This is a genomic window from Paenarthrobacter sp. 2TAF44 (assembly GCF_052114885.1).
In the GTDB taxonomy this organism is placed as follows: Bacteria; Actinomycetota; Actinomycetes; order Actinomycetales; family Micrococcaceae; genus Arthrobacter.
In genome coordinates, this window is sequence record NZ_JBFRFP010000044.1 from 1 (window position 1) to 24,138 (window position 24,138).

Consider the following 24,138-nt stretch of genomic DNA (forward strand, 5'->3'; position numbering starts at 1 on the left):
CACCTTTGGTGACCGGCCGCCGTCGCTGTTTACGTTGCTGGGAAGCTGCTAGAAGCCCTCAGGCTGCCATTCGCCCGTGACGAGGTACGTGACCTTGCGGGCAACGGAGACGCCGTGGTCGGCGAAGCGCTCGAAGTAGCGGCTGGCCAAGGCCACGTCCACGGTGGTGGAGGCAGTTTCGTTCCAGTCCGGGGAAGCGATCGCCTTGAAGACGCTGAGGTGGAGGTCGTCCACGGCGATGTTGATCTTGAGGATGTCCCGGGCCACCTCAAGGTTGCGGGTCTCGAGGAGTTCGATGACCTTGGCCGTGATGTCGATGTCGTGCTGGGCCATCGCTTTGAAGGTCTGGGTCAGCGGCGCCGGAATGACGGTGGCGGGGTAGCGGAGGCGGGCCAGCTGCGCTACGTGGCGGGCGAGGTCACCCATCCGCTCCAGCGATGCGCTCATGCGGAGCGAACCAACAATCATGCGGAGGTCGCTGGCAACGGGGCCCTGCAATGCCAGGATGTCGATCGCACGTTCGTCGAGGCTGTTCTGCAGGAAGTCGATGCGTGCGTCTGCAGCGATGACGTCCTGGGCAAGATCGACGTCGGCGCCTTCGAAGGCCGTAGTGGCCTTCGTGATTGCTTCGTGAACCAGTTTGGAAATCTCGACGAGGTCGTCACCGACCTGGGTGAGCTCCTCCTGAAAAACCTTGCGCACTAAGGCGTCCTTTCCTTGGAAATCCTGTCCCATGGTGGGGCGCGGATTTCAAATACCATTGGCAGTCCAACCAGTAACTGTGTCAGCAGCCAGTGAACGGTTGCGCACCTTTAGATGAACGTTAGTTGAACCGCCCCCGTTTGGCATCGGATCAACACTTTGGCGAGATTCAAGAGCATAAGCTGGACACGTGGATCCGTTGCTTATAGGTGTCGTTGCAGGCTTGGTTGGCCTGTCACTGGGCGTCTTTGGCATGCTCGCTTTCAGGATCAGCGAGCGGCAGCGCAGGATCGTCGACCTGGATGTTACCGAGCCCCTGCTTCCGGAAGGTGCAGCGGAGGTGCTTGCCGTCGTCGGCCGCGCGTTTGTGGTGGTCGATGCGATCGATGGCGTGGTCCGCGCGAGTCCGGCAGCGTATGCCTACGGCCTGGTCCGCGGCCACACGGTGGTTCACAAGCAGCTCCTGGACATGACCGCAAAGGTACGCCGCGATGGCGTGATCCTGGAGCAACAATACGAACTTCCCCGCGGCCCGCTCGGCAAGGGCACCATCGTGGTCCAAGTGCGGGCAGCCATGTTGGGTTGGGAGTACATCGTGCTCCTGGCCGACGACCGTACCGAGATCACCCGGACGGAGGAGATCCGCAACGACTTCGTGGCCAACGTTTCCCATGAACTCAAGACACCGGTGGGCGCTATTTCGCTGTTGGCCGAGGCACTGGAAGCCTCGCCTGACGATGAGGAAGCGGTTCGCCGCTTCGCCAAGCGCATGCATAAAGAATCCGGACGCCTCGCAGCACTGGTCCAGGACATCATTGAGCTTTCCCGGCTTCAGGGCGCAAATGTTGCCCAGCAGGGCCACACGGTGGACATCAACACTGTGATTACCGAGGCAGTGGACCGCTCGCAGCTCCCGGCCGAGAGCAAGAATATCCAGATCCTGGTGGGTGGCCATTCAGATTCCCTGGTGTTCGGTGACAGGGACCTGCTGGTTACCGCCCTGCGCAACCTGATCGACAACGCCATCCGCTACTCGCCGGAGAACACCCGCGTGGGCGTTGGAGTCCGGACGCGGGAGGGGGTCGTGGCTATTTCAGTCACGGACCAGGGCGAGGGCCTCACACCGGAGGACCAGGAACGCGTCTTCGAACGCTTCTACCGGGTGGATGCTGCACGCTCCAGGCATACCGGTGGCACCGGCCTGGGCCTCAGCATCGTTAAGCATGTTGTGTCCAACCATGGTGGCGAGGTCACCGTGTGGTCCCAGCCTGGTCAAGGCTCAACGTTCACCATCCGGTTGCCCGAGATGGAAGGCCAGGACGACGACGCCGGCCTCCCGGCTCATGCTGCGTCCACTGCTGAGTCCCCGGAGCTACCAGCGGGGGGTGCCGCCGTCGAAACCCACCACGCGACTCAGCAACCGCATCACGCGAATTAACCGCATCACGCGAAACAACCGCATCACGGGAATCAACAAGGGGCGCCGGCGGCGCCCAAGAGCAAGGAGCCAGCGCTTGAGCAGGATTTTGATAGTGGAGGACGAAGAGTCCTTCAGCGACCCCCTGTCCTACCTTTTGGGCAAAGAGGGTTTCGACGTCGAGGTAGTGGATAACGGCACCGACGCCTTGGTGGAATTCGACCGGAATGGGGCCGACCTCGTCCTGCTGGATCTCCAGCTGCCTGGAACGCCGGGCACGGAGGTGTGCCGTCAACTGCGCCAGCGTTCCAGCGTGCCGGTGATCATGCTGACCGCCAAGGACTCGGAGATCGACAAAGTGGTTGGCCTGGAGCTGGGTGCAGACGATTACGTCACCAAGCCGTACTCCTCACGCGAACTCGTAGCGCGGGTGCGTGCAGTGCTCCGCCGGCAGGGTGAACCCGAAGAGCTGATCACCTCCACCGTGCAGGCCGGACCCGTCCGCATGGATATTGAGCGCCACGTGGTGAGCGTAAACGGCGAACAGGTATCACTGCCGTTGAAGGAATTTGAACTCCTTGAAATGCTGCTCCGCAATTCCGGGCGTGTGCTGACCCGGGGCCAGCTGATCGACCGCGTGTGGGGTTCAGACTACGTAGGCGATACCAAGACCCTTGATGTCCACGTAAAGCGCCTGCGCAGCAAGATTGAGCCGGATCCGTCCGTTCCGAGGTACCTGGTGACGGTGCGTGGACTGGGCTACAAGTTCGAGCCGTAAAGCTTCAGTCGGCCGGCCTTTAGTCAGCAGACTGACGGCAGACAACGACGAAGGAAGGGTTCCGCCGCAGCGGAACCCTTCCTTTTGTTGTCTTGCTTGTAGCTCGCCGCCTGCTAGTGGCCGGCAGCTGCAGATTCGGTGGCCGTCGGCGTCGCAGTCGACGTTGCCGTGGAAGTCGAAGACGGGGTTGCCGAGGCGCTTGAGGAGGGCAGGTATTCCTTGTACTCCGGGAGCGTGCCATCAACTACGGGAACGTTGATTTTTGCGGTGTCCGAACCGCTGCGAATGGTTACCGGGCTCAGTCCACCGGGCTTGGTGCCGGCGGAGCTAAGGACCGCGGCGTCGGATTCGCTATTCAGGTACGTCTCCGAGTTCGCCTTGACGGGAATTTCCGTCTGGGCCCCATTTGCACCACTGATGGTCAGGGTTGCATCCGAGTTGGACTTGTTAAACACTGCGCCGATCACGCGGCCGGGCTGGTTCTCGCCGGAAGCGACGATCAGCATGTTGCGCAACTGCAGCTGGCCGAGATCTGCTCTGATCCCGTCCGATGCTGAGTACTGGTGGGAAGTCTGCTGGGCGTTGACGAAGCCACAGCCGGTAACGGACAGAAGACCGACGCCGATTGCAGCCGCCGCAATTGCCAGCTTGCCGCGCTGGACAGGGTTCATCGCAGTAATGCGCACGACACCTACTCCTCAAGAGTCATTGGAACACTTTTCAGCCATAGCCTATCGGCAAAGCGGCCGAAATAAGGATTCGAGAAGGCATTGTGGCGAACGCGACCGGGAAGATCCGGCGCGCAGCTTGCTTCCGTGAAGCATCTTTCCTGGCTCACGTCAAGGGGTATCGCGAGCTCGTTTGGGGCCTATTTCCCTTTATTGGCGCGGCTGGAGGCCCCGTCGGGTGCCAGTCGTATGCCTTAATCGTGATAGACTAGTCTGCGGGAAAGGGGAAAGTCCACATGGTTTTTGAGGTCGGCGAGACAGTAGTTTACCCTCACCACGGTGCAGCAAAAATTGAGGAAATCAAGATGCGCACCATCAAGGGCGAAGAGAAGATGTATCTCAAGCTAAAGGTGGCTCAGGGTGATCTGACCATTGAAGTTCCAGCAGAGAACGTTGACCTTGTTGGGGTCAGGGACGTAGTGGGCAAAGAAGGCTTGGAGCACGTATTTGACGTTCTCCGCGCCGAGTTCACTGAGGAGCCTACCAACTGGTCACGTCGTTACAAGGCAAACCTGGAGAAGCTTGCTTCGGGCGATGTCATCAAGGTGGCGGAGGTCGTTCGCGATCTTTGGCGTCGTGATCACGATCGCGGCCTTTCCGCAGGTGAGAAGCGCATGCTGGCCAAGGCGCGGCAGATTCTGATTTCAGAACTGGCCCTGGCTGAGAAGACAGACGAAGAGAAGGCAGCAAGCGTTCTTGACGAGGTCTTGGCTTCCTAAGAATTGATACCCGGTGGTGCGAAAGCGCCGCCGGGTTTCTTTTTGCCACAAAGTACCCAGAGGTACTTGATGATCAAGTATCTTGAGGCATTTTCAAGTAGTTTCCCAGTAACCTTGGGCGCATGAGTATTCCTTCCAAACGCGCTGTTACGGCGGTGATCGTGGTGGCTGCCGGCTCGGGCGAGCGCCTCGGCTACGGCATGCCCAAAGCCAAAGTTCCTCTCGGTGGTGAAACCATCCTGATGCACGCCCTTCGTGGCGTTGTCGCTGCCGATGTTGCGCGCCAGATCTGCGTTGCAGTGCCCAAGGGGGATGCGGAACTCCGCCAACTGATTGCCGGGTTCACCGTTGAACTGGTAGATGGTGGCCCTGAAATAACCGTCGTCGACGGCGGGTCCACCCGTGCTGACTCCGTCCGCGCTGCTTTGGCTGCTTTGGAAGACGGCACCGAAGCCGTGCTCGTCCATGACGCAGCCCGCGCACTGACCCCCGAGCGCGTATTCCAGCGCGTAGCCGATGCTTTGGCTTCCGGCGCCAAGGCCGTCATTCCGGCCATGCCTGTGGTGGACACCATCAAGACCGTGGCCCAGACCAGCGCTTCGGACTCCGGCATCGCCCCGGAAGTTGTCACGGGAACAGCACCCCGGGAACAGCTCAGGGCAGTTCAGACACCGCAGGGCTTCGACCTCGCAACGTTGCGCCGCGCGCACGACGCTGCCGAGCTCTTTGATGACAAGCAGGCCGCCGCAGTCACCGATGACGCCATGCTGGTTGAGCTTCTGGGCGTTCCGGTCCACGCAGTCCGCGGGGCCAGCCAGTCGCTGAAGATCACTACGCCCCTGGATCTCATCATTGCCGAAGGCCTCCTTGAGGGCCCTCTCGGAATGCGCTGGGTGGAAGGCTGATGGCGGCTCCGCAAGCTGCAGGCCTTCCCGGACACCTGGTCCTGCCTCGTACCGGAATCGGCGTCGACGTGCACGCATTCGCACCGGAGAACGATCCCCAGCCGCTCTGGTTGGGTGGCCTCTTTTGGGAAGGCGAGCAGGGGCTGTCAGGACATTCCGACGGCGATTGCGTCGCCCATGCGGCTGCCGACGCCCTGTTTTCCGCGTGTGGAATTGGTGACCTTGGCACCCATTTCGGAACTGACCGCCCCGAGTTCGCTGGTGCCTCCGGGGTAAAGCTACTCTGTGAGGCTGCGCGGATAGTCAGGGCCGCAGGGTTCGAGATCGGCAATGTCGCCGTCCAATTTGTAGCCAACCGCCCCAAGTTCGGCCCCCGCCGCGAAGAATCTCAAAGGGTCCTAACCGAAGCCGCGAACGCACCAGTCAGCGTCACAGCCACCACCAGCGATGGTTTGGGATTTACTGGCCGCGGCGAGGGGATTTCTGCGATTGCCACCGCCCTCGTCTATCCCGTCCAAGGAGAAACCCAGCCCGGTTCCACTGAAGGTGGGCTGAATGACTAAGGTGCGTTCCGGCGTCGTGCGTTCCGCCGTACTCTTGTCCGCGAGTGTGGCTGCTGCGCTCCTGCTTGGCGGCTGTGCAGGGACGCCGAAGATGGATGTGAAGGCCAGTTGCGAGTTTCTCAACAGTGACACCTTCAAGCCCGACGGCAACCAACAGCAGCAGTCCAAGCAGATCGCTGCCCACTATCACGAGATCGCGGACAAGCTGGCTCCGGAAATCGGCGATCCCATCAAGGAGATGGCCGCCATCATGGACAAAGCGGCGGCTTCCTCGCTGGGAGCAACCACTCAGGAACAGCAACAACAGCTGACCGTGCATTTCAACAAAATCGGCGAGTACTGCAAGTAGGCAAGTCACGCCGCGTCATCGGCTAATCTGGAGCGGTGACCCTGCGCTTCTATGACACCGCCTCCGCCGAAGTCCGCGACTTCGTTCCCCTCGAACAGGGCAAGGCCAGCGTGTACTACTGCGGGGCTACTGTCCAGGGCATGCCGCACGTTGGGCACGTCAGGTCCGCAATCGCGTTTGATCAACTGACCCGCTGGCTCGAATTCCGTGGCCTCCGCGTCACAGTAGTCCGCAACGTCACGGACATCGACGACAAAATCCTGGCCAAGTCCGAGCAATCCTTCGGCCCCGATTGGGCTGCCGAGCCGACGGCGCGGAAAGACGAGGAGTGGTGGGCTTTGGCTTACCGCTACGAGCAGGAATTCGAGAACGCCTACGAATCCCTCGGCGTCCAGCGGCCGACGTACGAGCCCCGTGCCACCGGGCACATTCCGGAAATGCACGCGCTGATCCAGCGGCTGATCGACCGCGGCCATGCCTACCCCGCACTGGACGACTCGGGAGACGTCTATTTCGACGTCCGCTCCTGGAGCAAGTACGGTTCGCTGACGCGGCAGAACATTGATGACATGCAGGGAGCGCCCGACGCCGACCCCCGCGGCAAGCGCGATGCGCGCGACTTCGCGCTGTGGAAGGGTTACAAGGACGGCGAACCCGTCACCGCCAAATGGGAATCCCCTTGGGGAGCGGGACGACCCGGATGGCACCTCGAATGCTCCGCCATGGTCACCAAATATCTGGGCACGCGCTTCGACATCCATGGTGGGGGACTGGACCTCCGCTTCCCGCACCACGAAAACGAGATGGCCCAGTCCCAGGCTGCAGGCGACGAATTCGCCAATTTCTGGATGCACAACGGCATGGTCACCTACGAGGGCGAAAAGATGTCCAAGTCCATCGGCAACACGGTGAGTCCCGCCGAAATGCTTGAGTTGGCCTCGCCCCGGGTGGTCCGGTATTACCTTGGGCAGGCCCACTACCGTTCGGTGCTGGACTACCGGCCTACGTCGCTTCAGGAAGCAGCCGCCGCCGTCGAACGTATTGATGGCTTCATTGCCAAGGCCGCGGCGAAGGTGGGGCAGCAGGTCGGTGAGCCGACGAGCTACACCGAGGGTGCCCAGGCCGCGATGCCCACCGCCTTCGTGGCTGCTATGGACGACGACCTCAACGTCCCGCAGGCGCTGGGTGTGCTGCACGAGACCGTTCGGGCGGGCAACACAGCCTTGGCCGCCGGCGACCTGGGCGCCGTCAAGGACGCCCTCTCCAGCGTCCACGCCATGACAAATGTCCTTGGCCTGGATTCCGTGAAGCGCCCGGAGGCCGTGCAAAGCCGCGAACATGCCGCACTGGAGATTTTGGTGGAAGCACAACTCGAGGCGCGCGCCGCCGCCAGAGCCAACAAAGACTGGGCCGCGTCCGACGCCATACGCGACACCCTCGCGGCCGCCGGGGTCGTCGTCGAAGATGGTGCGGAAGGCGCTACGTGGAGCCTGAAACGCGACTGACAAACCGCCGCCACCGCCGAATTGCATTGGGTCAGTAGACTGGAATGCAGACTCATTAATTTCAAGCAAGGTGGACAGAATGGCCAACCACGGTCGCCCGGGTGCAATCCGCAAGAGCAAGAAGGGCCCCTCCACGGGTACCGGAGGCCACGGTCGCAAGGCCCTCGAAGGCAAGGGGCCAACCCCTAAGGCCGAGGAGCGGACCTACCACAAGGCGTACAAGAACAAGCAGCTTTCGGAGCGTTCGGCCGCTAAGCGCGGTCCGGCACGCCCGGGTACCGGCGCCCGCTCCGGCCCCAAGGGTCGCGCAACTGAAGAGCTGGTCACTGGGCGCAACTCGGTAGTGGAAGCGCTGCGCGCCGGCATCCCCGCCAAGGCCCTCCACGTTGCGATCCGCATCGAAATGGATGACCGCGTCAAGGAGTCCCTCAAGCTTGCAGCAGAGCGCGGCATCCCGCTCCTCGAAACTGGCAAGCCCGAACTGGACCGCATGACCGAGGACGCAGTCCACCAGGGCCTGGTCCTGCAGATCCCGCCGTACGAGTACGAGGACGCTTACGACCTCGCCGAGACCACCATCGCCAAGTGGAAGAAGGGGCACATCTCCAACGCCCCGATCTTCGTTGCCCTCGATGGCATTACCGATCCCCGCAACCTCGGTGCGATCATCCGCTCAGTCTCCGCGTTCAGTGGCCACGGTGTCATCGTTCCCGAGCGCCGGTCCGTCGGCGTCACGGCATCGGCATGGAAGACCAGTGCCGGCGCAGCAGTCCGCGTACCCGTGGCCCGCGCGTCCAACCTGAACAACGCCCTCAAGCAGTTCAAGAACATGGGCATCTACGTCCTCGGCCTGGACGGCGACGGCGACGTCTCACTGCCCGACCTCACGGTAGCCACCGAGCCCGTTTGCATCGTGGTCGGCTCAGAAGGCAAGGGCCTGAGCCGGCTCGTCCGCGAAAACTGCGACCAAATCGTCTCGATCCCGATCGACTCCGCCATGGAGTCGCTCAACGCATCCATGGCCGTGGGTATCTCGCTGTACGAGGTGTCGAGGCAGCGCGCAAGCTAGCGCAAGTCCGCCGAGGCGGCGCAATCTAGTCCGCGAGGCGGCGCAAGCGCCATCCTCCGCGTGCTGCTCCTTCGTCGCTTTGACGCACGCTTCCGGATGCCGCCAGCGCCGCCTTTGGATCCTCTCTCACTTCCCGCGGGTTTTTTACGGATGCTCTCTCACTTCCCGCGGCTTTTTGACGGATGCTCTATCGCTTCCCGCGGGTTTTTTACGGATGCTCGTTCACTTCCTGACCGTTTCGGCAAGCGCTCTCTCACGTCGTCATCGTGGGGGAGCGTTTGCTGTTCTTCAGGAATGACGACGACGGCGGCACCCGGCGCGGGCGCGGGGGGTCCGGTCCCCTTTGGGCGGATGTGAGAGAAGGTCCGGCCAGGAGCCGCAGGATGTGAGAGAAGATCGGCCCAGAAGCCGCAGGATGTGAGAGAACGTCAGAAGTCGCGGCGGTTGGCCAGGACCGGGAGCTTCTGGCGGGCTTCTTCCACCACGGCGGGGTCGAGGTCGGCGAAGAGGAGGCCAGGTTCGCCGTCGAGGGCTTCCAGGACTTGCCCGAAGGGGGACACGACAGCGGAGTACCCCACTCCTGTGGGCGCGGCACCCTTGACCTCAGCACCTTGCGTAGCAGGATCTCCTTGGCCACAGGCAAGCACGAACGTGGTGGTATCCACCGCCCGGGCGCGGGACAGGAGCTGCCATTGATCGGCCTTGCCCGGTCCGGCTCCCCACGATGCCGCCACGATGTTCACCACGGCACCGCGCAACGCGTTGGCTGTGAACAGTGCCGGGAAACGGATGTCGTAGCAAGTGGCCAAACCAAAGGTGACGCCGCCGACGTCGAACGTCACTGGGTCTGTTCCCGCCTCAACCGTGTCCGACTCCGCGAAGCCGAACGCGTCGAAGAGGTGGATCTTGTCGTAGCTGGTCTCCACGCCGGGGCCTGTGACCATGAGAGTGTTCCGCACGCGGCGCCCGCCGGAATCCGAAGCAGAGCCGGGCGTGAACATGCCGGCCACGATCACCAGCTGCAATTCGTTGGCGAGCTCGCGCACCCGGCTTGCCCAGGGGCCGTCAAGAGGTTCGGCGATATCCAGCAGGGAGTTACCGAACGCGCGCATCATTGCTTCGGGGAAAACAACAAGCTCCGCGCCGCCATCTTTGGCGCGGCGGGCGTACTCTTCCAGAAGCCGCAGATTGTCAGCCAGGTCCCGGCCGGTGATGACTTGAGCGAGTGCAACGCGCACGATTGAACCTCCAGTTCTGTCAGTCCCAGTATGGCAAGGCTGCAGTCAACCTACAGCCGCAGCGACACATTCGGGGGAGCCGATACGAATGTGCTGTTGCCCCGGAAAAGCGTTCCAGCACGTGAGCGGCCCGGAACGACGGCCGCTGCCGGTACGTCCCGGAAATTTGACGTGGTGGGCGCCGTCACACGGGAGGCTGACTCAGCACTCATCCTGTATGGAACTAAACTTGCAAGCAATGGTTATGCCTATTTTGGACCCAGCAGCCGCCCTGGATGCATCGCGCCCCAGGCCCTTCGGACTGAGCAAGCCCCAGCCCGACTTCTTTGATGCCGTCACCCAGCAGACAGACAACGTGAACGTTGCAGTGTTTGCACCCGACCTGGAACGCGTTGAAGTGGCGTACCAGGCACCGGGTGATGGTTGGCGGGTTCACACCCTCCCCAACCTGGAGGATGGTGTGCACTTTGGCATCGTCAGCGGCATGCCGCCGGGCACACGCTACGGTTTCCGCGCCGCTCCAGCTGAGGGCGGGCTGCCGATGTCAGTACCGGCACTGGATGTTGATGACGACGGCGAACAGTCACTGTTGCTGGATCCCTATGGTCGTGCTGTGGATCAGCGGGGCGAATTCCTCACGAGTGTCCACATGGCAACGGATTTCGACTGGGGGGACGACGCGCCGCCCCGGACGCCGATGCGTACGTCGGTGATCTACGAGGCCCACGTCCGTGGTCAGACGATGCTTCACCCGGATATCCCGGAGCACCTCCGCGGTACGTATGCCGGGATGGCACACCCCGTGATGATCCAGCATCTGACCGAGCTCGGGATCACTGCCGTGCAACTCCTGCCTATCCACTTCCACCTGGACGAGTCCCACCTCCAGGACTTGGGCATGACGAACTACTGGGGCTACAACACTGCTGCCTTCTTCGCCCCTCACTCGGACTACGCTTCGGAGGCTGCGCGGAACGCGGGCCCCCACGCCGTGCAGGATGAGCTCAAGGGCATGATCAAGTTGCTCCACGCGGCCGGCATCGAGGTCCTTCTGGACGTCGTCTACAACCACACCGCGGAAGCCGGACCGGACGGGCCCGCGTTGAGTTTCCGTGGCCTCGCGGAGAAGCGTTACTACCGGCACGATGCACATGGGCGCTATCTGGATACCACTGGATGCGGCAACACCTTGGATTTCAGCGATCCCGTGGTGGTGGACCTCGCGTTGGATTCCCTGAGGTACTGGGTGAACGACTTCCACGTGGACGGCTTCCGCTTTGACCTCGCCGTGACCTTGTGCCGGGACGCTGGCAACCAATTCGATCCCAACCATCCCTTCCTGCGGGCCATTGCCGAGGATCCGGTGCTGTCAGAGGTCAAGCTCATTGCCGAGCCCTGGGATGTGGGTTACGGCGGCTGGCAGACAGGGCGGTTCCCACAGGGATGGTCCGATTGGAACGATCATTTCCGCGACGGCGTCCGGCGCTTCTGGCTCTCCGATCGCGCTGCCATGGAGGCTGGCGGCCAAGGCGGCTCAGTCGCGTCGTTGGCTGAATTGATGGCGGGTTCGGCGAGCCTGTTCGCGCCGTCCGGCCGCACGCGCTTGGCCTCTGTCAACTTCATCACCGCACACGACGGCTTCACGCTCAAGGACTTGGTGAGCTACGACCGCAAGCACAACGAAGCCAACGGCGAGCAGAACCGCGATGGCCACGGAGACAACCGCAGCTACAACCATGGCGTTGAAGGCCGCAGCGAGAACGAGGAAATCGTGGCGGCCCGCGCACTTTCCGTCCGGAACCTGATGGCTACCTTGCTGCTGTCCATTGGCGTTCCCATGATCACCGCCGGCGATGAGATGGGCCGCACGCAGCACGGCAACAACAACGCTTACTGCCAGGACAATCCCACGGCATGGCTGGATTGGAGCCGTACCCAGGAAGCCAACGCCATGTTCCAGACCACCAGGGAGCTTGTGAGGCTCCGCCGGTGGTTCCTGCGCCACCAGCCCGAGAACTTCCCGGCCCACACTAACGATTCCAGCCTGCAGTGGTTCGACGACAAGGGAAAGCGCATGACGCCCGCGCGTTGGAATGATCCCAACGCGCGCTCCATCCAGCTCCTGATGGGGCACGAGGACAGCGAAATCCGCGGCTTGGTCGTGGTGAACGGCAGCAACCAGGATGTGAAGATGGTGCTTCCCGAGATCCTCAGTGAAACGGGCATCGGCAAGCGTATGTTCGAACTCCGGTTCACAACCTCGGTGCTGCATGAACGCCGGAAGGGTGCGCTGGTGGCGTCAGGCGAGCGGGATATCCTGCAAGCCAACACCATCAACATTTACCGCACCTAGGAGCCCCTGCATGAAACGGAGCAGCAGTAAACTGCTGGCCTTCGCAGCGCTGGTGATTGCCGTCGTCGCGCTTGTGGTCGCAATGGTGGGCGGCGGCCCGCTGACAGCCCCTCAAGGAGCGTTCAGCACACAAACCACGACGGCGGAGCCTGGCTCCGCGTCAACGCCGCCGTCCGTGGCAAACCCCTCTGCGCTGCCCACCATCAACGCCTCGCAGCTGCCCAAGGAAGGGCAACAGACGCTGGCCCTGATCGCGAAAGGCGGCCCGTACCCGTACCGGGAAGACGACGGAAACTTCGGCAACTTCGAAGGACTCTTGCCCAAGAAATCCAGCGGCTTCTACAAGGAATACACAGTCGAAACACCTGGTGCGTCCAACCGCGGCGCCCGCCGAATCATTGTTGGCAAGGACACGGCGAAGTACTACACCGCAGACCACTACGATTCGTTCAAGTTCATCGTCGAAGGCAAGTAGGAACCCATGAAGATCTATTCCGCAGACACCTGGACCCTCGAAGAACTTCAGGACCAGGTAGCAGATGCAGGGCGCAGGACCGTGATGGTCCCTCCGGCAGCAACAAAGCAGTCAGTCCTGGAAGTCTTCGCCCAGGTCCTGGACTTCCCGGAGTACTACGGCGTGAACCTGGACGCCCTCAATGACTCCCTGCATGACTTCGCGGACGCCCTGTCCGACGACGGCGGCACTCCCGTCACGATGATCTGGCAAGTACCAGCGACATACCGCACGGACCGCTCCTTCGGCGTAGTCTGCGAAATCCTGCAGGACGCAGAGCGCTACGCAGGCCGCGACCTCGCAGTCATCGCCGTCTTCGAAAATTAAAGAACGAAAGACCGCACACTCCTGCAAGGACCTCCGAGAACCCGAAGGACACGAGGCGCCACAAAAGCGGAATTGACCGCGCGGCACGGCAGACAAAACCCAATCGGGTGACACCGACCCGGAAGCGTGCGTCAAAGCGCAAAAATGGGCCCACACCGTCAGGGTTCCCTGGCCGAGCTTGCGAGGCTAGGGGGACGGTGGGGTACACGCGGAGGGTCGGGGTCACCCGATTGGGACACAGGACGGACTAGGCGTTCGCGATCAACCCCAGTTCAGCTTTGGAAGCCAGCGCCGAGTGCTTCGGGAACACGCGGACGGTGTAGCCGAAGGAGCCTGAGCGGTTGATAACCAGGTCGCCGTGGAAGAGGTGGCGTCCGCCGCCGAGGTTTTCCAGGGACTCGAGTTCGGCTACGACGATGTCCTCGAGCTCGTCGGATTCTTCGGCGCGTCCGAAGGCTACTTCCACGGAGACGTCGTCGGGTGTCAGGTTGTGAAGTGCCACGTAGGCGTTGACCTGCAGGGTGTCGCCGACCTGGGGTTCTTCGGAGACCCCGACGGAGTCGACGTGTTCCACGACGACCTCGGGCCAGGCGCTGCGGACCTTGGAGGTCCAGGCCGCGAGTTCCTTGGCTTCCTTGAAGGATTCTGCGGTGGCCCTGCGCCCGGCTACTGCTGCGGGGCAGTAGAGGTTGTTGACGTAGTCGTGGAGCATGCGTTCGGCTGAGACTGCCGGACCCAGGTTCGCCAGGGTGTGCTTGATCATGGACACCCAGTGGGTGGGCACGGTTTCGCGGCTGGATTCGGAGGGTCCTGCTGCCCCGGCGCCTTGGGCCACGGTGGTTCCGTAGAAGCGCGGTGCTACCTGGGTTTCCAGCAGCTCGTAGAGTGCGGAAGCTTCGATGTCGTCGCGTTCGTCGGCGGATGCGCCGTTGTTGGCTGTGGGGATTGCCCAGCCGTTTTCGCCGTCGTACATTTCGTCCCACCAGCCGTCCAGGACGGAGAGGTTGAGTGAGCCGTTGATGGCTGCCTTCATCCCGGATGTGCCGCAGGCTTCCAGCGGCCGCAGTGGGTTGTTGAGCCAGACGTCGCAGCCGGGGAAGAGGGTGCGGGCCATGGCGATGTCGTAGTTCGGGAGGAACACGATCCGGTGGCGCACTTCGGGGTCGTCGGTGAACCGGACGAGGTCCTGAATCATTTTCTTGCCGGCGTCGTCTGCGGGGTGGGATTTGCCTGCGATAACCAACTGGATGGGGTGTTTGGGGTCCAGCAGCAGGGCCTTCAGGCGTGCGGGGTCGCGCAGCATGAGCGTGAGTCGCTTGTAGGTGGGCACGCGTCGGGCGAAGCCGATGGTCAGCACGTCCGGATCCAGGACGCTGTCGGTCCAGCCAAGCTCGGCGTCGGCAGCGCCGCGTGTCTTCCATGAGGCACGCAGCCTGCGTCGGACGTCTTCGACGAGCTGGGTGCGCAGTTGCTTGCGGAGGCTCCAGACGTCCTCGTCACTGACGTTGTAGGCGAGGTCCCAACGGCCCAGGGCTTCGGCTTCTGGGCCGAATTGTTGCCGTGCCAGGGTCGATATCCGCGGGTCCACCCAGGTGGGGACGTGGACGCCGTTGGTCACGGAGGTGATGGGGATTTCGGAGTGGTCGAAACCGGGCCACAGACCGGAGAACATTTCCCGCGAAACCACGCCGTGCAGCTTGGCTACGCCGTTGGCGCGCTGGGCGAGGCGCAGGCCCATCACGGCCATGTTGAAGACGGAGGGGTTGCCGCCGTCGTAGTTTTCCCGGCCGAGTTCCAGGATCCGGTCCACAGGCACAGCAGGGGCGAGCCCGGCTTCGAAGAAGTGCTTGATCTGGAGGGTCTCGAAACGGTCGATCCCTGCCGGTACGGGGGTGTGCGTGGTGAAGACGGTGGATGCACGTCCTGCAGCGAGGGCTTCGTCCCAGGTGAGGGGATCAGTCGCGTCGGACATCGCTTCCTGGATGCGTTCGATTCCCAGGAATCCTGCGTGGCCTTCGTTCGTGTGGAAGACTTCCGGTGCGGGGGTGCCCGTCAGTTCCTGGTAGACGCGCAGGGCCTTGACGCCGCCCATGCCCAGCAGCAGTTCCTGTTGGAGGCGGTGATCGCCGCCACCGCCGTACAGGCGGTCGGTGATGCCGCGCGCGGCTTCGTCGTTGGAGGGGACGTTGGAGTCCAGCAGCAGCAGCGGAACGCGTCCGACGTCGGCACGCCAAACATGCGCGTGCAGCTCGCGGCCGTTGGGGAGCGGAAGCGAAATGTGCACGGGCTTGCCGGGAACGCCGTCCTTGGAGGGCTGGCGCAGAAGCGTCAGCGGCAGGCCGTCCGGGTCCAGTACCGGGTACGTTTCCTGCTGCCAGGCGTCACGGGACAGCGACTGCTTGAAGTAGCCGGCCTGGTACAGGAGCCCGACGCCGATCAACGGCACCCCGAGGTCCGATGCGGCTTTGAGGTGGTCACCAGCGAGGATGCCCAGGCCACCGGAGTACTGGGGGAGAACCTCGGTGATGCCGAATTCCGGCGAGAAGTAGGCGATGCAGGCCGGGGCTTCTTCACCCAGGCCCTGGTACCAGCGGGGCTCGCTGAGGTAGCGGTCCAGATCGGCTGCAGCTTCCTGTACCCGGTTAACGACTTCGCCGTTGCTGGCCAGGTCCTGCAACTGCTCCCTGCTGATGGACCCCAGGAGGGCGATGGGGTCGTGCTGCGCGGCCTCCCAAAGAGCCGGGTTAAGGCTCGCAAAAAGCTCCCTGGTCGGCCGGTGCCAGGACCAGCGCAAGTTGGTCGCCAAGCGGGCCAGGGGCCGAATGGGCTCAGGGAGGACGGTACGGACTGTAAATCTTCGAATTGCCTTCACGAGCGCCACACTAACGGACTCACATGGCAGTCGGAACTTGTTTGGGTTTCTTTTAGGTAAAAGTCATCTTGCGTCGTGAAGATGGCTCGTGTGCTTAGCATTCTTGGATTTTTGTCGCTAACGTCGTGGTTGTGACGAATACCTCGCGAACCATGACCGCTTTGAAATCCAAGACGAAAACGGACATCACCGCCGGACTTCGCTTCGGCCGGTTCCCCATCACGGCCGTCCAGCCGGTGGTTGAGGGTGGCCGGTTCCCCGCGAAGGCCCTTCCGGGCGAGGATCTCGCCATCGGGGCGACCGTCTTTCGTGAAGGACATGATCAACTCGGCGTCTCCGCCGTCCTGCTCGATCCCAAGGGCAAGGAGCGCCAGCGGGTCCGCATGGCACCGGCCAAGGATGAGCGCTGGAAAGGCCTGGACCGCTGGGAGGGTTTGCTGTCGCCGTCCGGCACGGGCGCGTGGTCTTTCATCATTGAGGCTTGGCACGACCGTTATGGAACGTGGCACCACAACGCTGAAGTCAAAGTGGGCGCCGGCATTGACATCGAGTTGATGCTCGCCGAGGGCGCCGCCCTCCTTTCGGAAGCAGCCGACGACGACGCCGGTCGCACCGCGGCGGAGAAGCGCACCTTGCGTGCCGCTTCAGTCGTCCTCGCCGACACCACCAAATCTGCCGAGGAGCGCCTTGGCGCCGGTTTCAGCCCAGAGGTGCTGGCCGCCGTCGGACGCGTTCCGATCCGTGAGCTGGTGACGGTTTCGGAGCCGTTCCCGCTGCAGGTGGAACGTGACCTCGCTGGCCGTGGTTCCTGGTACGAGTTCTTTCCCCGCTCCGAGGGCGCTGTTTTGGATCACGCCACAGGTATCTGGACCTCGGGCAACTTCCGCACCGCAGCCAAGCGCCTTGAGGCGGTTGCGGAGATGGGCTTTGACGTTATCTATCTGCCGCCCATTCACCCGATCGGTTTCCAGCACCGCAAGGGTCGCAACAACACTCTGACACCGGGCCCGCAGGATCCGGGTTCGCCGTGGGCCATTGGTTCCAAGGACGGTGGCCATGATGCCATTCACCCTGATTTGGGCACTTTTGAAGATTTTGACGCTTTTGTTGCCCACGCCCGCGAGCTCGGACTCGAAGTGGCGCTGGACTTGGCGTTGCAGGCAGCCCCCGACCACCCCTGGGTGACGTCAAACCCGGAATGGTTCACCACGCGTGTGGATGGGTCCATCGCCTATGCCGAAAACCCGCCAAAGAAATACCAGGATATTTATCCCCTGAACTTCGATAACGATCCCGCAGGCCTTTCCAAGGAAATCCTGAGGATCGTCCAGTTGTGGATCAGCCATGGCGTGAAGATTTTCCGCGTGGACAATCCGCACACAAAGCCTGTCTGGTTCTGGGAATGGTTGATTGGAAAGATCAACAAAAAGAACCCAGAGGTAGTTTTCCTGGCCGAGGCTTTCACTCGTCCACCCATGATGCACGCATTGGGCAGGGCAGGGTTCCAGCAGTCCTACACCTACTTCACCTGGCGGAACACCAAGACTGAACTGGAGCAGTATTTCCATGAGGTCAGCCACGAGAGCGCAGCTTTCTTCCGGCCCAACTTCTTTGTAAACACGCCGGACATCCTCACGGAGTACCTCCAGTACGGTGGTCCCGCGGCCTTCCGCATCCGAGCTGTCCTGGCTGCCACGGCGAGCCCGCTCTGGGGCGTGTACGCCGGCTACGAGCTGTACGAACACGTGGCACGGCCAGGTGCGGAAGAGTACATCGATAACGAAAAGTACGAGTACAAGGCCAGGGACTGGGAAGGCGCTGCCGCGTCCGGCCGCACGTTGGCTCCCTACATCACCAGGCTCAACACCATCCGCAAGGACCACCTGGCCCTGGGCGACCTGCAGAACCTGACGTTGCACAGCAGCACCGATGACGCAACGATCGTCTACTCCAAGCACAAGACGCTGCCGGACGGCACGAAGGACACCTTGATCATCGTGGTCAACGTGGATCCGCACAGCGCCCGCGAAAGCACGGTCTCCCTGGACCTGGCTGCCCTTCAGCTGGACCCTGCGGACTTCAACGAGGACGGCCGGTTCCTGGTGGATGACTTGATCAGCGGGCAGAGCTGGTGGTGGGGTGAACACAACTACGTCAGGCTCGACGCGCACGTGGAGCCCGCACACATCCTGAGCATCCGGAGGCAGCCTTAGTGAGTTTTTCTCCGCAAAACCCCAGCCAGTACTTCACTCCGAAGAACACCTTCGAGCTGAATGCCCCCGGTCTCCAGCATGATCCACACTGGTACCGCAAGGCAGTCTTCTACGAAGTACTGGTGCGGGCCTTTGCGGATGCCAACGGGGATGGCTCCGGTGACTTCCACGGCTTGATCGAGAAACTGGACTATCTTCAGTGGCTGGGCGTTGACTGCCTCTGGCTGCCGCCGTTCTTCCATTCCCCGTTGCGTGACGGCGGCTATGACATTGCCGACTACACCTCGGTGCTGGACGAGTTTGGCACCATCAGCGACTTCAAGCGACTGGTGGCAGAGGCGCACGCCCGCGGCGTCCGGGTGATCATCGACCTCCCGCTGAACCACACCTCGGACCAGCACCCGTGGTTCCAGGAATCCCGGAAGGACCCAACAGGTCCCTACGGCGATTTCTATGTCTGGAGCGATACGGATGAGAAATATCAGGATGCGCGCATCATCTTTGTGGACACGGAGGAATCCAACTGGACCTTCGACCCCATCCGGCGCCAATTTTTCTGGCACCGCTTCTTCAGCCACCAGCCGGACCTGAACTTCGAGAACCCCAAAGTCATCGAGGCGCTCTATGACGTGATCCGGTTCTGGCTGGACCAGGGAATCGATGGCTTCCGCGCCGACGCCGTTCCGTACCTCTTCGAGGAGGAAGGGACCAACTGCGAGAACCTGCCGGCCACCCACGCTTTCCTGCAAGATCTGCGGCGGATGGTGGATGCCAATTACCCCGGACGCGTGATCATCGCCGAGGCAAACCAGCCACCCCAGGAGGTTGTGGAGTACTTCGGCACCGACGAAGCCCCGGAATGCCACATGGCCTTCCACTTTCCGATCATGCCCCGGCTTTACTACGCCCTCCGGGACCAGAAGGCGGCTCCGATCATCCAGACCCTGAGGGAAACTCCGGAGATTCCCAAGGGCGCCCAGTGGGGGACGTTCCTGCGAAACCACGATGAACTCACCTTGGAGATGGTCAGCGCGGACGATCGCGCCGCCATGCTTGGCTGGTACGCGCCTGACCCCAGGATGCGCGCCAACATTGGTATTCGCCGGAGACTGGCTCCGCTGCTTGACAATTCCCGGGCTGAAATTGAGCTCATCAATGCGCTGCTGCTCTCCCTGCCGGGTAGCCCCTTCCTCTATTACGGGGACGAGATCGGCATGGGGGATAACATTTGGCTCGATGACCGCGACGCCGTCCGCACGCCCATGCAATGGAATCCGGACAGGAACGCGGGTTTCTCAGGCGCGGACCCGGGCAAGCTGTACCTGCCGGTGATCCAGTCCCTCGTCTACAACTACAGCATGGCCAACGTTGAAGCAGAGGCTGCGCATTCAGGCTCACTGCTGCGATGGACCCGGCAGATCCTCAGCGTGCGAAGGAACCACCCTGTGTTCGGCCTGGGAGGTTTCCGCCACATCGAAGCCGACAACGAGGTTGTTCTGGCCTATGTCCGGGAACTGCCGGCGGGCAATCCTGAAGGCGAGGACGCAGAGACGATTCTGTGCGTCTTCAACCTTTCTCAGCATCCCGTGGCCGCCACGCTGGATCTGCCCGAATTCGCGGGCAGAGGCTTCCGCGACATTTTCGGTGGCCAAACATTCCCGCCTGTGGGGGACAACGGCCAACTGACGGTCATGCTGGGTAGCCACAACTTCTATTGGCTGCGGCTGCGCTCTGCGTTTTCCAACCCCTCATCGCCATTTACCCAGGCGATTCCCGTGGTGTCGACCAAAGGATGAGATGAAAAAGGGAACACTTAACCCCTCGATCGAAAGTCTTCTCCGGAGCTGGCTTCCCACCAAACGCTGGTTCCCGGTGAAGAGTCCCGACTTTGCGCTGGAGCGTGTTGGCGGCTTCAACCTCCCATACCCGGAAGGTAGCGCCGGATTGCAGGTTGAACTGCTCGCCGTCACGTATCGGACGGCCGACGGCGGTCCCCGGACCGACGTTGTCCAGGTCCCGTTGAGCTTCAGAAGCCAGCCGTTGCCGGAGGCCCCCACAGCTTTGCTGGGGGAGGTCACGGACCCGGAACAAGGGCTGCGACTGGTGTACGACGCCGTCTACGACCCCGAGTTCATTACGGCGTGGTTGGATCTCATGCGGCGCGAGGGTGCCGTGGGTGACGGTCTTGCCGCGGGCCATCTCACGCGGGGCCGCGTGGCCCTTCCGGAAGGGCCCACCTCGGTCCGTGTGCTTTCCGGGGAACAGTCCAACACGTCCGTCATCATTGACGACGGCGGTTCAATGGCGATCGTGAAGATCTTCCGCGTGCTGGCGGCCGGCAGGAATCCCGAAGTGGAGCTGGGTGCCGCGCTGACGGCGGCGGGGACCACCGAGGTCCCGGCCACGCTCGGCTGGATCACGGGTTCCTGGGAGGGCCAGGGCCCAAGCGGTCCGGCCACTGGCGAGCTCACGGTTGCCCATGAATTCCTGCTGGGGGGACTGGATGCATGGAGGCTGGCTGTCGAAGCCGCTGCAGCAGGTGCCGATTTCACCAAAGAGGCCCACGAACTCGGTGCTGCAACAGCAACGGTCCACGCCAGGCTCGCGGAAACTTTCGGCACACTGGATGGCCAAACGCAGGGCGCCGACATTATTGCGACCCTCGCCCGTCGTGTCCGCCAGTCATGGGCGGAAGCGGCTTCCGCCGTCGGGCCTTATGAGGCCAATCTCGAAGAGCTGCTTGCCACGCTGCATCCCCGCGATGTGGGTCAGCTGCAGCGCGTCCACGGCGACCTCCACCTTGGCCAGATCCTCAAGGTTCCCGGAAAGAATGGGGCACCGGGTCGGTGGGCCATCCTGGACTTCGAAGGCGAGCCCCTCAGGACCATTAACGAGCGCAACACTCCCGATCTCCCCTTGCGGGATGTTGTGGGAATGCTTCGCTCCTTCGACTACGCGGCAGGAGCCGCTGTTCGTGAGAACGCCGAAGCCAAGGTGCCCTCGGCATGGGCGGACGACTGCTCCACCGCGTTCCTGGCTGGTTACAGCGAAGTCATGCCGGGAACCATTGACCGCCGCTCGCCACTCTTTGTGGCATTGTGGCTGGACAAGGCCTTATATGAGGTGGTCTATGAGTTGCGGAACCGGCCGGACTGGCTGTCCATTCCGGTCAACGCATCACGGCAAATCCTCGACAACACGAGCCGCGGCAAGCACGCCGCGGCTACAGCGGAAGGTAATGAAATGACAGGCTCTGCACGCACCGAACGGCCGCGAGTTCCCCTGCATGTGGACTCCGAGACCTTGGCCCGCGTGGCAGCTGGAGCCCACCACGCACCACACTCCGTGCTCGGCGCCCACCTGGACGATCACGGCCACGTCACCATCCGGACCGTGAAGCACCTCGCCAAGTCGGTAACGGTGGTGACGGAGGCCGGACGCACTGCCATGGAGCACGAGGCCAACGGCATTTGGGCCGTCGTCCTGGATCCGCTGCAACATGGCCATGTTCCGGACTACCGGCTGGAAGTGGTGTACGACGCGGAACCGGTCACCATTGATGATCCGTACCACTACCTGCCTACCGTGGGTGAGGTGGACCTGCACCTCATCGGCGAAGGCCGGCACGAGCGCCTCTGGGATGTCCTTGGCGCCCACATCCAGCACTACCGCTCTTCGTTGAGCGAAGTAGATGGTGTTTCCTTTGCTGTCTGGGCCCCGAACGCCCAGGCGGTCCGGGTCAAGGGTGATTTCAACGGCTGGGATGGCCGTAGCCACGCAATGCGTTCCCTCGGCTCGTCCGGTGTTTGGGAAGTCTTCATTCCGGGGGTTGTAGCAGGGGCGTGCTACAAATACGAGATCCTGAGCAAGTCCGGGCACTGGCTGGAAAAGGCTGACCCCTTGGCCTTCGGCACGGAAGTTCCGCCACTGACCGCATCCCGCGTGGTGGACTCCAGCTACCGCTTCAAGGACGCCGAGTGGATGACTGCGCGCGCAGAAAAGGACCCGCACAACTCACCCATGAGTGTCTACGAAGTGCACCTGGGATCCTGGCGCCTTGGCTTGGGCTACAAGGAGCTGGCCAAGGAACTGGTTGACTACGTGAAGTGGCTCGGTTTCACCCATGTGGAATTCATGCCCGTGGCAGAGCACCCCTTCGGTGGTTCCTGGGGCTACCAGGTCACGTCCTACTTTGCCCCGACATCCAGGTTCGGGCACCCCGACGAGTTCCGTTTCCTGGTGGACTCCCTGCATCAGGCAGGCATCGGTGTCCTGCTGGACTGGGTCCCGGCTCACTTCCCCAAGGATTCGTGGGCGCTGGCTCGCTTTGACGGCGAGGCACTGTACGAACACTCAGATCCCAACCTGGGCGAACACCCGGACTGGGGCACACTGATCTTCGACTTCGGGCGCACCGAGGTGCGGAACTTCCTCGTTGCCAACGCACTGTATTGGCTCGAAGAATTCCACATTGACGGACTTCGCGTGGACGCCGTGGCCTCCATGATCTACCTCGACTACTCCCGCGAGGAAGGGCAGTGGCGTCCCAACAAGTTCGGTGGCCGCGAGAACCTCGAGGCAATTTCCTTCATGCAGGAGGTGAACGCCACCGTCTACAAGACGCACCCTGGCGCGGTCACCATTGCCGAGGAATCCACCGCATTCCCCGGTGTCACGGCACCCACCAACCACGGTGGGCTCGGCTTTGGCCTCAAATGGAACATGGGGTGGATGCACGACTCCCTGAAATACATCTCCGAAGACCCCATCAACCGCCGCTGGCACCACGGCACCATTACGTTCTCCATGGTCTACGCCTTCTCGGAGAACTTCCTCCTGCCCATCAGCCACGATGAAGTAGTCCACGGCAAGGGATCGATGCTTCGCAAGATGCCCGGTGACCGCTGGCAGCAACTGGCAAACCTCCGCGCCTTCTTCGCCTACCAGTGGGCACACCCGGGTAAGCAACTCATTTTCATGGGTACCGAATTCGGCCAGGAAGCGGAGTGGTCAGAGCAGTACGGACTCGACTGGTTCCTTGCTGACATCCCGGCGCATCGTGGACTCCAACTCCTGGTCCGTGACCTTAACGGCCTCTACAAGTCAACGCCTGCACTGCATGTCCGCGACAACGAACCTGCCGGCTTCCAGTGGATCAACGGTGGAGACGCCGACCACAACGTGCTGACCTTCATTCGCTGGGACCACGATGGCAAGCCGTTGGTGTGCGCAGTGAACTTCTCCGGAGGCCCGCACAACGATTACATCCTGGGAGTGCCGGAAGCAGGGGAGTGGGTTGAAGTCCTGAACACCGATTCCGAGACTTACGGTGGCTCGGGCGTCATCAACGCTGGAACGCTGAAAGCCACCTCACCTGGAACGGACGGCCAGCCGGCGGCATTGACCGTAACACTCCCGCCGCTTGGCGCGTCCTGGTTCACGCTGGCTGAGTAGTTCTTCAAGCCGAACAGTTCTTCAAGGTCAGGGAGGGTCCCGGGCAACAATGCTCCGGACGCTCCCTGACTGCGTCCGGGGGTTGTCGGGTTTGGGTGCTTAGCCGGGTTTCCGGGGTAGTTGTGGCGCCAAGGTGCCCCTCTTTGAGTGGCTTTGCCATCTCGGCTGAGTAGGGGTATAGTTAGTACCCGCGCTGGTCCCCGAGTGGAGATCGCCAAGCTGACAAGAAACCGCAAGGAAAAATCAAGTCAAGCTTGCCGATTTGACTCCGAGAGATCCAGCCGGTAAGTTTGAAAAGTTGCTCCGGAGCGATCCTGTGGCCCTGTTAGGGGTTTTGGTGGTGCCGGTTAGTGTCTGTTGTTTGAGAACTCAATAGTGTGCCAAGTTTGTTGATGCCGATTGTTTTATTGATTGGTTGAAATTATGGCCAGG

At 62.2% G+C, this 24,138-nt stretch carries 18 protein-coding genes; 14 read left to right on the plus strand and 4 right to left on the minus strand.

Annotated features, from left to right (window positions below; genetic code table 11):
• Positions 1-48: 48 nt before the first annotated feature.
• Entirely contained in the window at positions 49-702 is a 654-nt protein-coding gene (phoU, locus tag AB4Z15_RS24515) for a phosphate signaling complex protein PhoU (RefSeq protein ID WP_442019334.1), read from the minus strand.
• 199 nt (positions 703-901) lie between these two features.
• Here phoU and AB4Z15_RS24520 point away from each other — a divergent pair, with 199 nt between their 5' ends.
• Together AB4Z15_RS24520 and AB4Z15_RS24525 are read left to right on the plus strand one after the other, a co-directional pair.
• A complete protein-coding gene (locus tag AB4Z15_RS24520) occupies positions 902-2,140 on the plus strand; it encodes a sensor histidine kinase (protein WP_442019346.1) in 1,239 nt (412 codons plus the stop codon).
• A 76-nt stretch (positions 2,141-2,216) separates the two neighbouring features.
• A complete protein-coding gene (locus AB4Z15_RS24525; protein WP_216921232.1) occupies positions 2,217-2,897 on the plus strand; it encodes a response regulator transcription factor in 681 nt (226 codons plus the stop codon).
• A gap of 113 nt (positions 2,898-3,010) precedes the next feature.
• Here the strand turns inward: AB4Z15_RS24525 and AB4Z15_RS24530 are convergent, their stop codons facing one another.
• Entirely contained in the window at positions 3,011-3,568 is a 558-nt protein-coding gene (locus AB4Z15_RS24530; protein WP_442004801.1) for a hypothetical protein, read from the minus strand.
• 293 nt (positions 3,569-3,861) lie between these two features.
• On the opposite strand from AB4Z15_RS24530, the gene AB4Z15_RS24535 reads away from it, so the two are divergent.
• From AB4Z15_RS24535 to rlmB, 6 genes are all read left to right on the plus strand, one after another.
• Positions 3,862-4,344 (plus strand): CarD family transcriptional regulator, encoded by a 483-nt coding sequence (locus AB4Z15_RS24535; protein ID WP_011690592.1) that lies wholly within the window; start codon positions 3,862-3,864, stop codon positions 4,342-4,344.
• A 122-nt stretch (positions 4,345-4,466) separates the two neighbouring features.
• Complete coding sequence (gene ispD / locus AB4Z15_RS24540) at positions 4,467-5,249, plus strand: 2-C-methyl-D-erythritol 4-phosphate cytidylyltransferase (protein ID WP_442019335.1); 783 nt, start codon at positions 4,467-4,469, stop codon at positions 5,247-5,249.
• On the plus strand, positions 5,249-5,812 hold the full coding sequence (gene ispF, locus AB4Z15_RS24545) for a 2-C-methyl-D-erythritol 2,4-cyclodiphosphate synthase (RefSeq protein ID WP_442019336.1): 564 nt from the start codon (positions 5,249-5,251) through the stop codon (positions 5,810-5,812). The genes ispD and ispF overlap by 1 nt, the downstream gene beginning before the upstream one ends.
• Positions 5,805-6,161 carry a hypothetical protein gene (locus AB4Z15_RS24550; protein ID WP_442019337.1) on the plus strand — a complete coding sequence of 119 codons (357 nt, stop codon included), beginning with the start codon at positions 5,805-5,807 and terminating at the stop codon, positions 6,159-6,161. The genes ispF and AB4Z15_RS24550 overlap by 8 nt, the downstream gene beginning before the upstream one ends.
• Positions 6,162-6,196: 35 nt before the next feature.
• Positions 6,197-7,666, plus strand: coding sequence for a cysteine--tRNA ligase (gene cysS, locus AB4Z15_RS24555; RefSeq protein ID WP_442019338.1), 1,470 nt, complete (start codon positions 6,197-6,199; stop codon positions 7,664-7,666).
• Positions 7,667-7,745: 79 nt separating this feature from the next.
• A complete protein-coding gene (rlmB, locus tag AB4Z15_RS24560) occupies positions 7,746-8,735 on the plus strand; it encodes a 23S rRNA (guanosine(2251)-2'-O)-methyltransferase RlmB (protein WP_442004785.1) in 990 nt (329 codons plus the stop codon).
• A 428-nt stretch (positions 8,736-9,163) separates the two neighbouring features.
• Here the strand turns inward: rlmB and AB4Z15_RS24565 are convergent, their stop codons facing one another.
• Positions 9,164-9,973 (minus strand): carbon-nitrogen hydrolase family protein, encoded by an 810-nt coding sequence (locus AB4Z15_RS24565; protein WP_442019339.1) that lies wholly within the window; start codon positions 9,971-9,973, stop codon positions 9,164-9,166.
• A gap of 238 nt (positions 9,974-10,211) precedes the next feature.
• Here AB4Z15_RS24565 and glgX point away from each other — a divergent pair, with 238 nt between their 5' ends.
• From glgX to AB4Z15_RS24580, 3 genes are read left to right on the plus strand one after another with little or no spacing between them, the layout of a single operon-like run.
• The gene (gene glgX, locus AB4Z15_RS24570) at positions 10,212-12,326 is read left to right on the plus strand and encodes a glycogen debranching protein GlgX (protein ID WP_442019340.1); all 2,115 of its coding nucleotides are present in this window, start codon (positions 10,212-10,214) and stop codon (positions 12,324-12,326) included.
• A gap of 10 nt (positions 12,327-12,336) precedes the next feature.
• Positions 12,337-12,801: a ribonuclease domain-containing protein gene (locus AB4Z15_RS24575; RefSeq protein WP_442019341.1), complete on the plus strand. Its 465-nt coding sequence runs from the start codon at positions 12,337-12,339 to the stop codon at positions 12,799-12,801.
• A gap of 6 nt (positions 12,802-12,807) precedes the next feature.
• The gene (locus AB4Z15_RS24580; protein ID WP_442019342.1) at positions 12,808-13,167 is read left to right on the plus strand and encodes a barstar family protein; all 360 of its coding nucleotides are present in this window, start codon (positions 12,808-12,810) and stop codon (positions 13,165-13,167) included.
• Between the two features lie 247 nt (positions 13,168-13,414).
• Here AB4Z15_RS24580 and glgP read toward each other — a convergent pair whose 3' ends face one another.
• Positions 13,415-16,039 (minus strand): alpha-glucan family phosphorylase, encoded by a 2,625-nt coding sequence (gene glgP, locus AB4Z15_RS24585; RefSeq protein ID WP_442019343.1) that lies wholly within the window; start codon positions 16,037-16,039, stop codon positions 13,415-13,417.
• A gap of 152 nt (positions 16,040-16,191) precedes the next feature.
• Here glgP and AB4Z15_RS24590 point away from each other — a divergent pair, with 152 nt between their 5' ends.
• Genes AB4Z15_RS24590 through AB4Z15_RS24600 form a run of 3 tightly spaced genes read left to right on the plus strand, consistent with a single transcriptional unit; the run spans position 16,192 to position 23,706 of the window.
• Positions 16,192-18,252 carry an alpha-1,4-glucan--maltose-1-phosphate maltosyltransferase gene (locus AB4Z15_RS24590; RefSeq protein WP_442019347.1) on the plus strand — a complete coding sequence of 687 codons (2,061 nt, stop codon included), beginning with the start codon at positions 16,192-16,194 and terminating at the stop codon, positions 18,250-18,252.
• On the plus strand, positions 18,252-20,048 hold the full coding sequence (gene treS, locus AB4Z15_RS24595) for a maltose alpha-D-glucosyltransferase (RefSeq protein ID WP_442019344.1): 1,797 nt from the start codon (positions 18,252-18,254) through the stop codon (positions 20,046-20,048). Before AB4Z15_RS24590 ends, treS begins: the two co-directional genes overlap by 1 nt.
• A 1-nt stretch (position 20,049) precedes the next feature.
• The gene (locus AB4Z15_RS24600) at positions 20,050-23,706 is read left to right on the plus strand and encodes a 1,4-alpha-glucan branching enzyme (protein WP_442019345.1); all 3,657 of its coding nucleotides are present in this window, start codon (positions 20,050-20,052) and stop codon (positions 23,704-23,706) included.
• Positions 23,707-24,138: the final 432 nt, after the last annotated feature.

Excerpts from the sequence above, each read along its gene's own strand:
- AB4Z15_RS24530 (WP_442004801.1), bottom strand. The coding sequence starts at position 3,568 with ATGAACCCTGTCCAGCGCGGCAAGCTGGCAATTGCGGCGGCTGCAATC.
- AB4Z15_RS24535 (WP_011690592.1), top strand. The coding sequence starts at position 3,862 with ATGGTTTTTGAGGTCGGCGAGACAGTAGTTTACCCTCACCACGGTGCA.
- ispD (WP_442019335.1), top strand. The coding sequence starts at position 4,467 with ATGAGTATTCCTTCCAAACGCGCTGTTACGGCGGTGATCGTGGTGGCT.
- ispF (WP_442019336.1), top strand. The coding sequence starts at position 5,249 with ATGGCGGCTCCGCAAGCTGCAGGCCTTCCCGGACACCTGGTCCTGCCT.
- AB4Z15_RS24550 (WP_442019337.1), top strand. The coding sequence starts at position 5,805 with ATGACTAAGGTGCGTTCCGGCGTCGTGCGTTCCGCCGTACTCTTGTCC.
- rlmB (WP_442004785.1), top strand. The coding sequence starts at position 7,746 with ATGGCCAACCACGGTCGCCCGGGTGCAATCCGCAAGAGCAAGAAGGGC.
- glgX (WP_442019340.1), top strand. The coding sequence starts at position 10,212 with ATGGTTATGCCTATTTTGGACCCAGCAGCCGCCCTGGATGCATCGCGC.
- AB4Z15_RS24575 (WP_442019341.1), top strand. The coding sequence starts at position 12,337 with ATGAAACGGAGCAGCAGTAAACTGCTGGCCTTCGCAGCGCTGGTGATT.
- AB4Z15_RS24580 (WP_442019342.1), top strand. The coding sequence starts at position 12,808 with ATGAAGATCTATTCCGCAGACACCTGGACCCTCGAAGAACTTCAGGAC.
- AB4Z15_RS24590 (WP_442019347.1), top strand. The coding sequence starts at position 16,192 with ATGACCGCTTTGAAATCCAAGACGAAAACGGACATCACCGCCGGACTT.
- AB4Z15_RS24600 (WP_442019345.1), top strand. The coding sequence starts at position 20,050 with ATGAAAAAGGGAACACTTAACCCCTCGATCGAAAGTCTTCTCCGGAGC.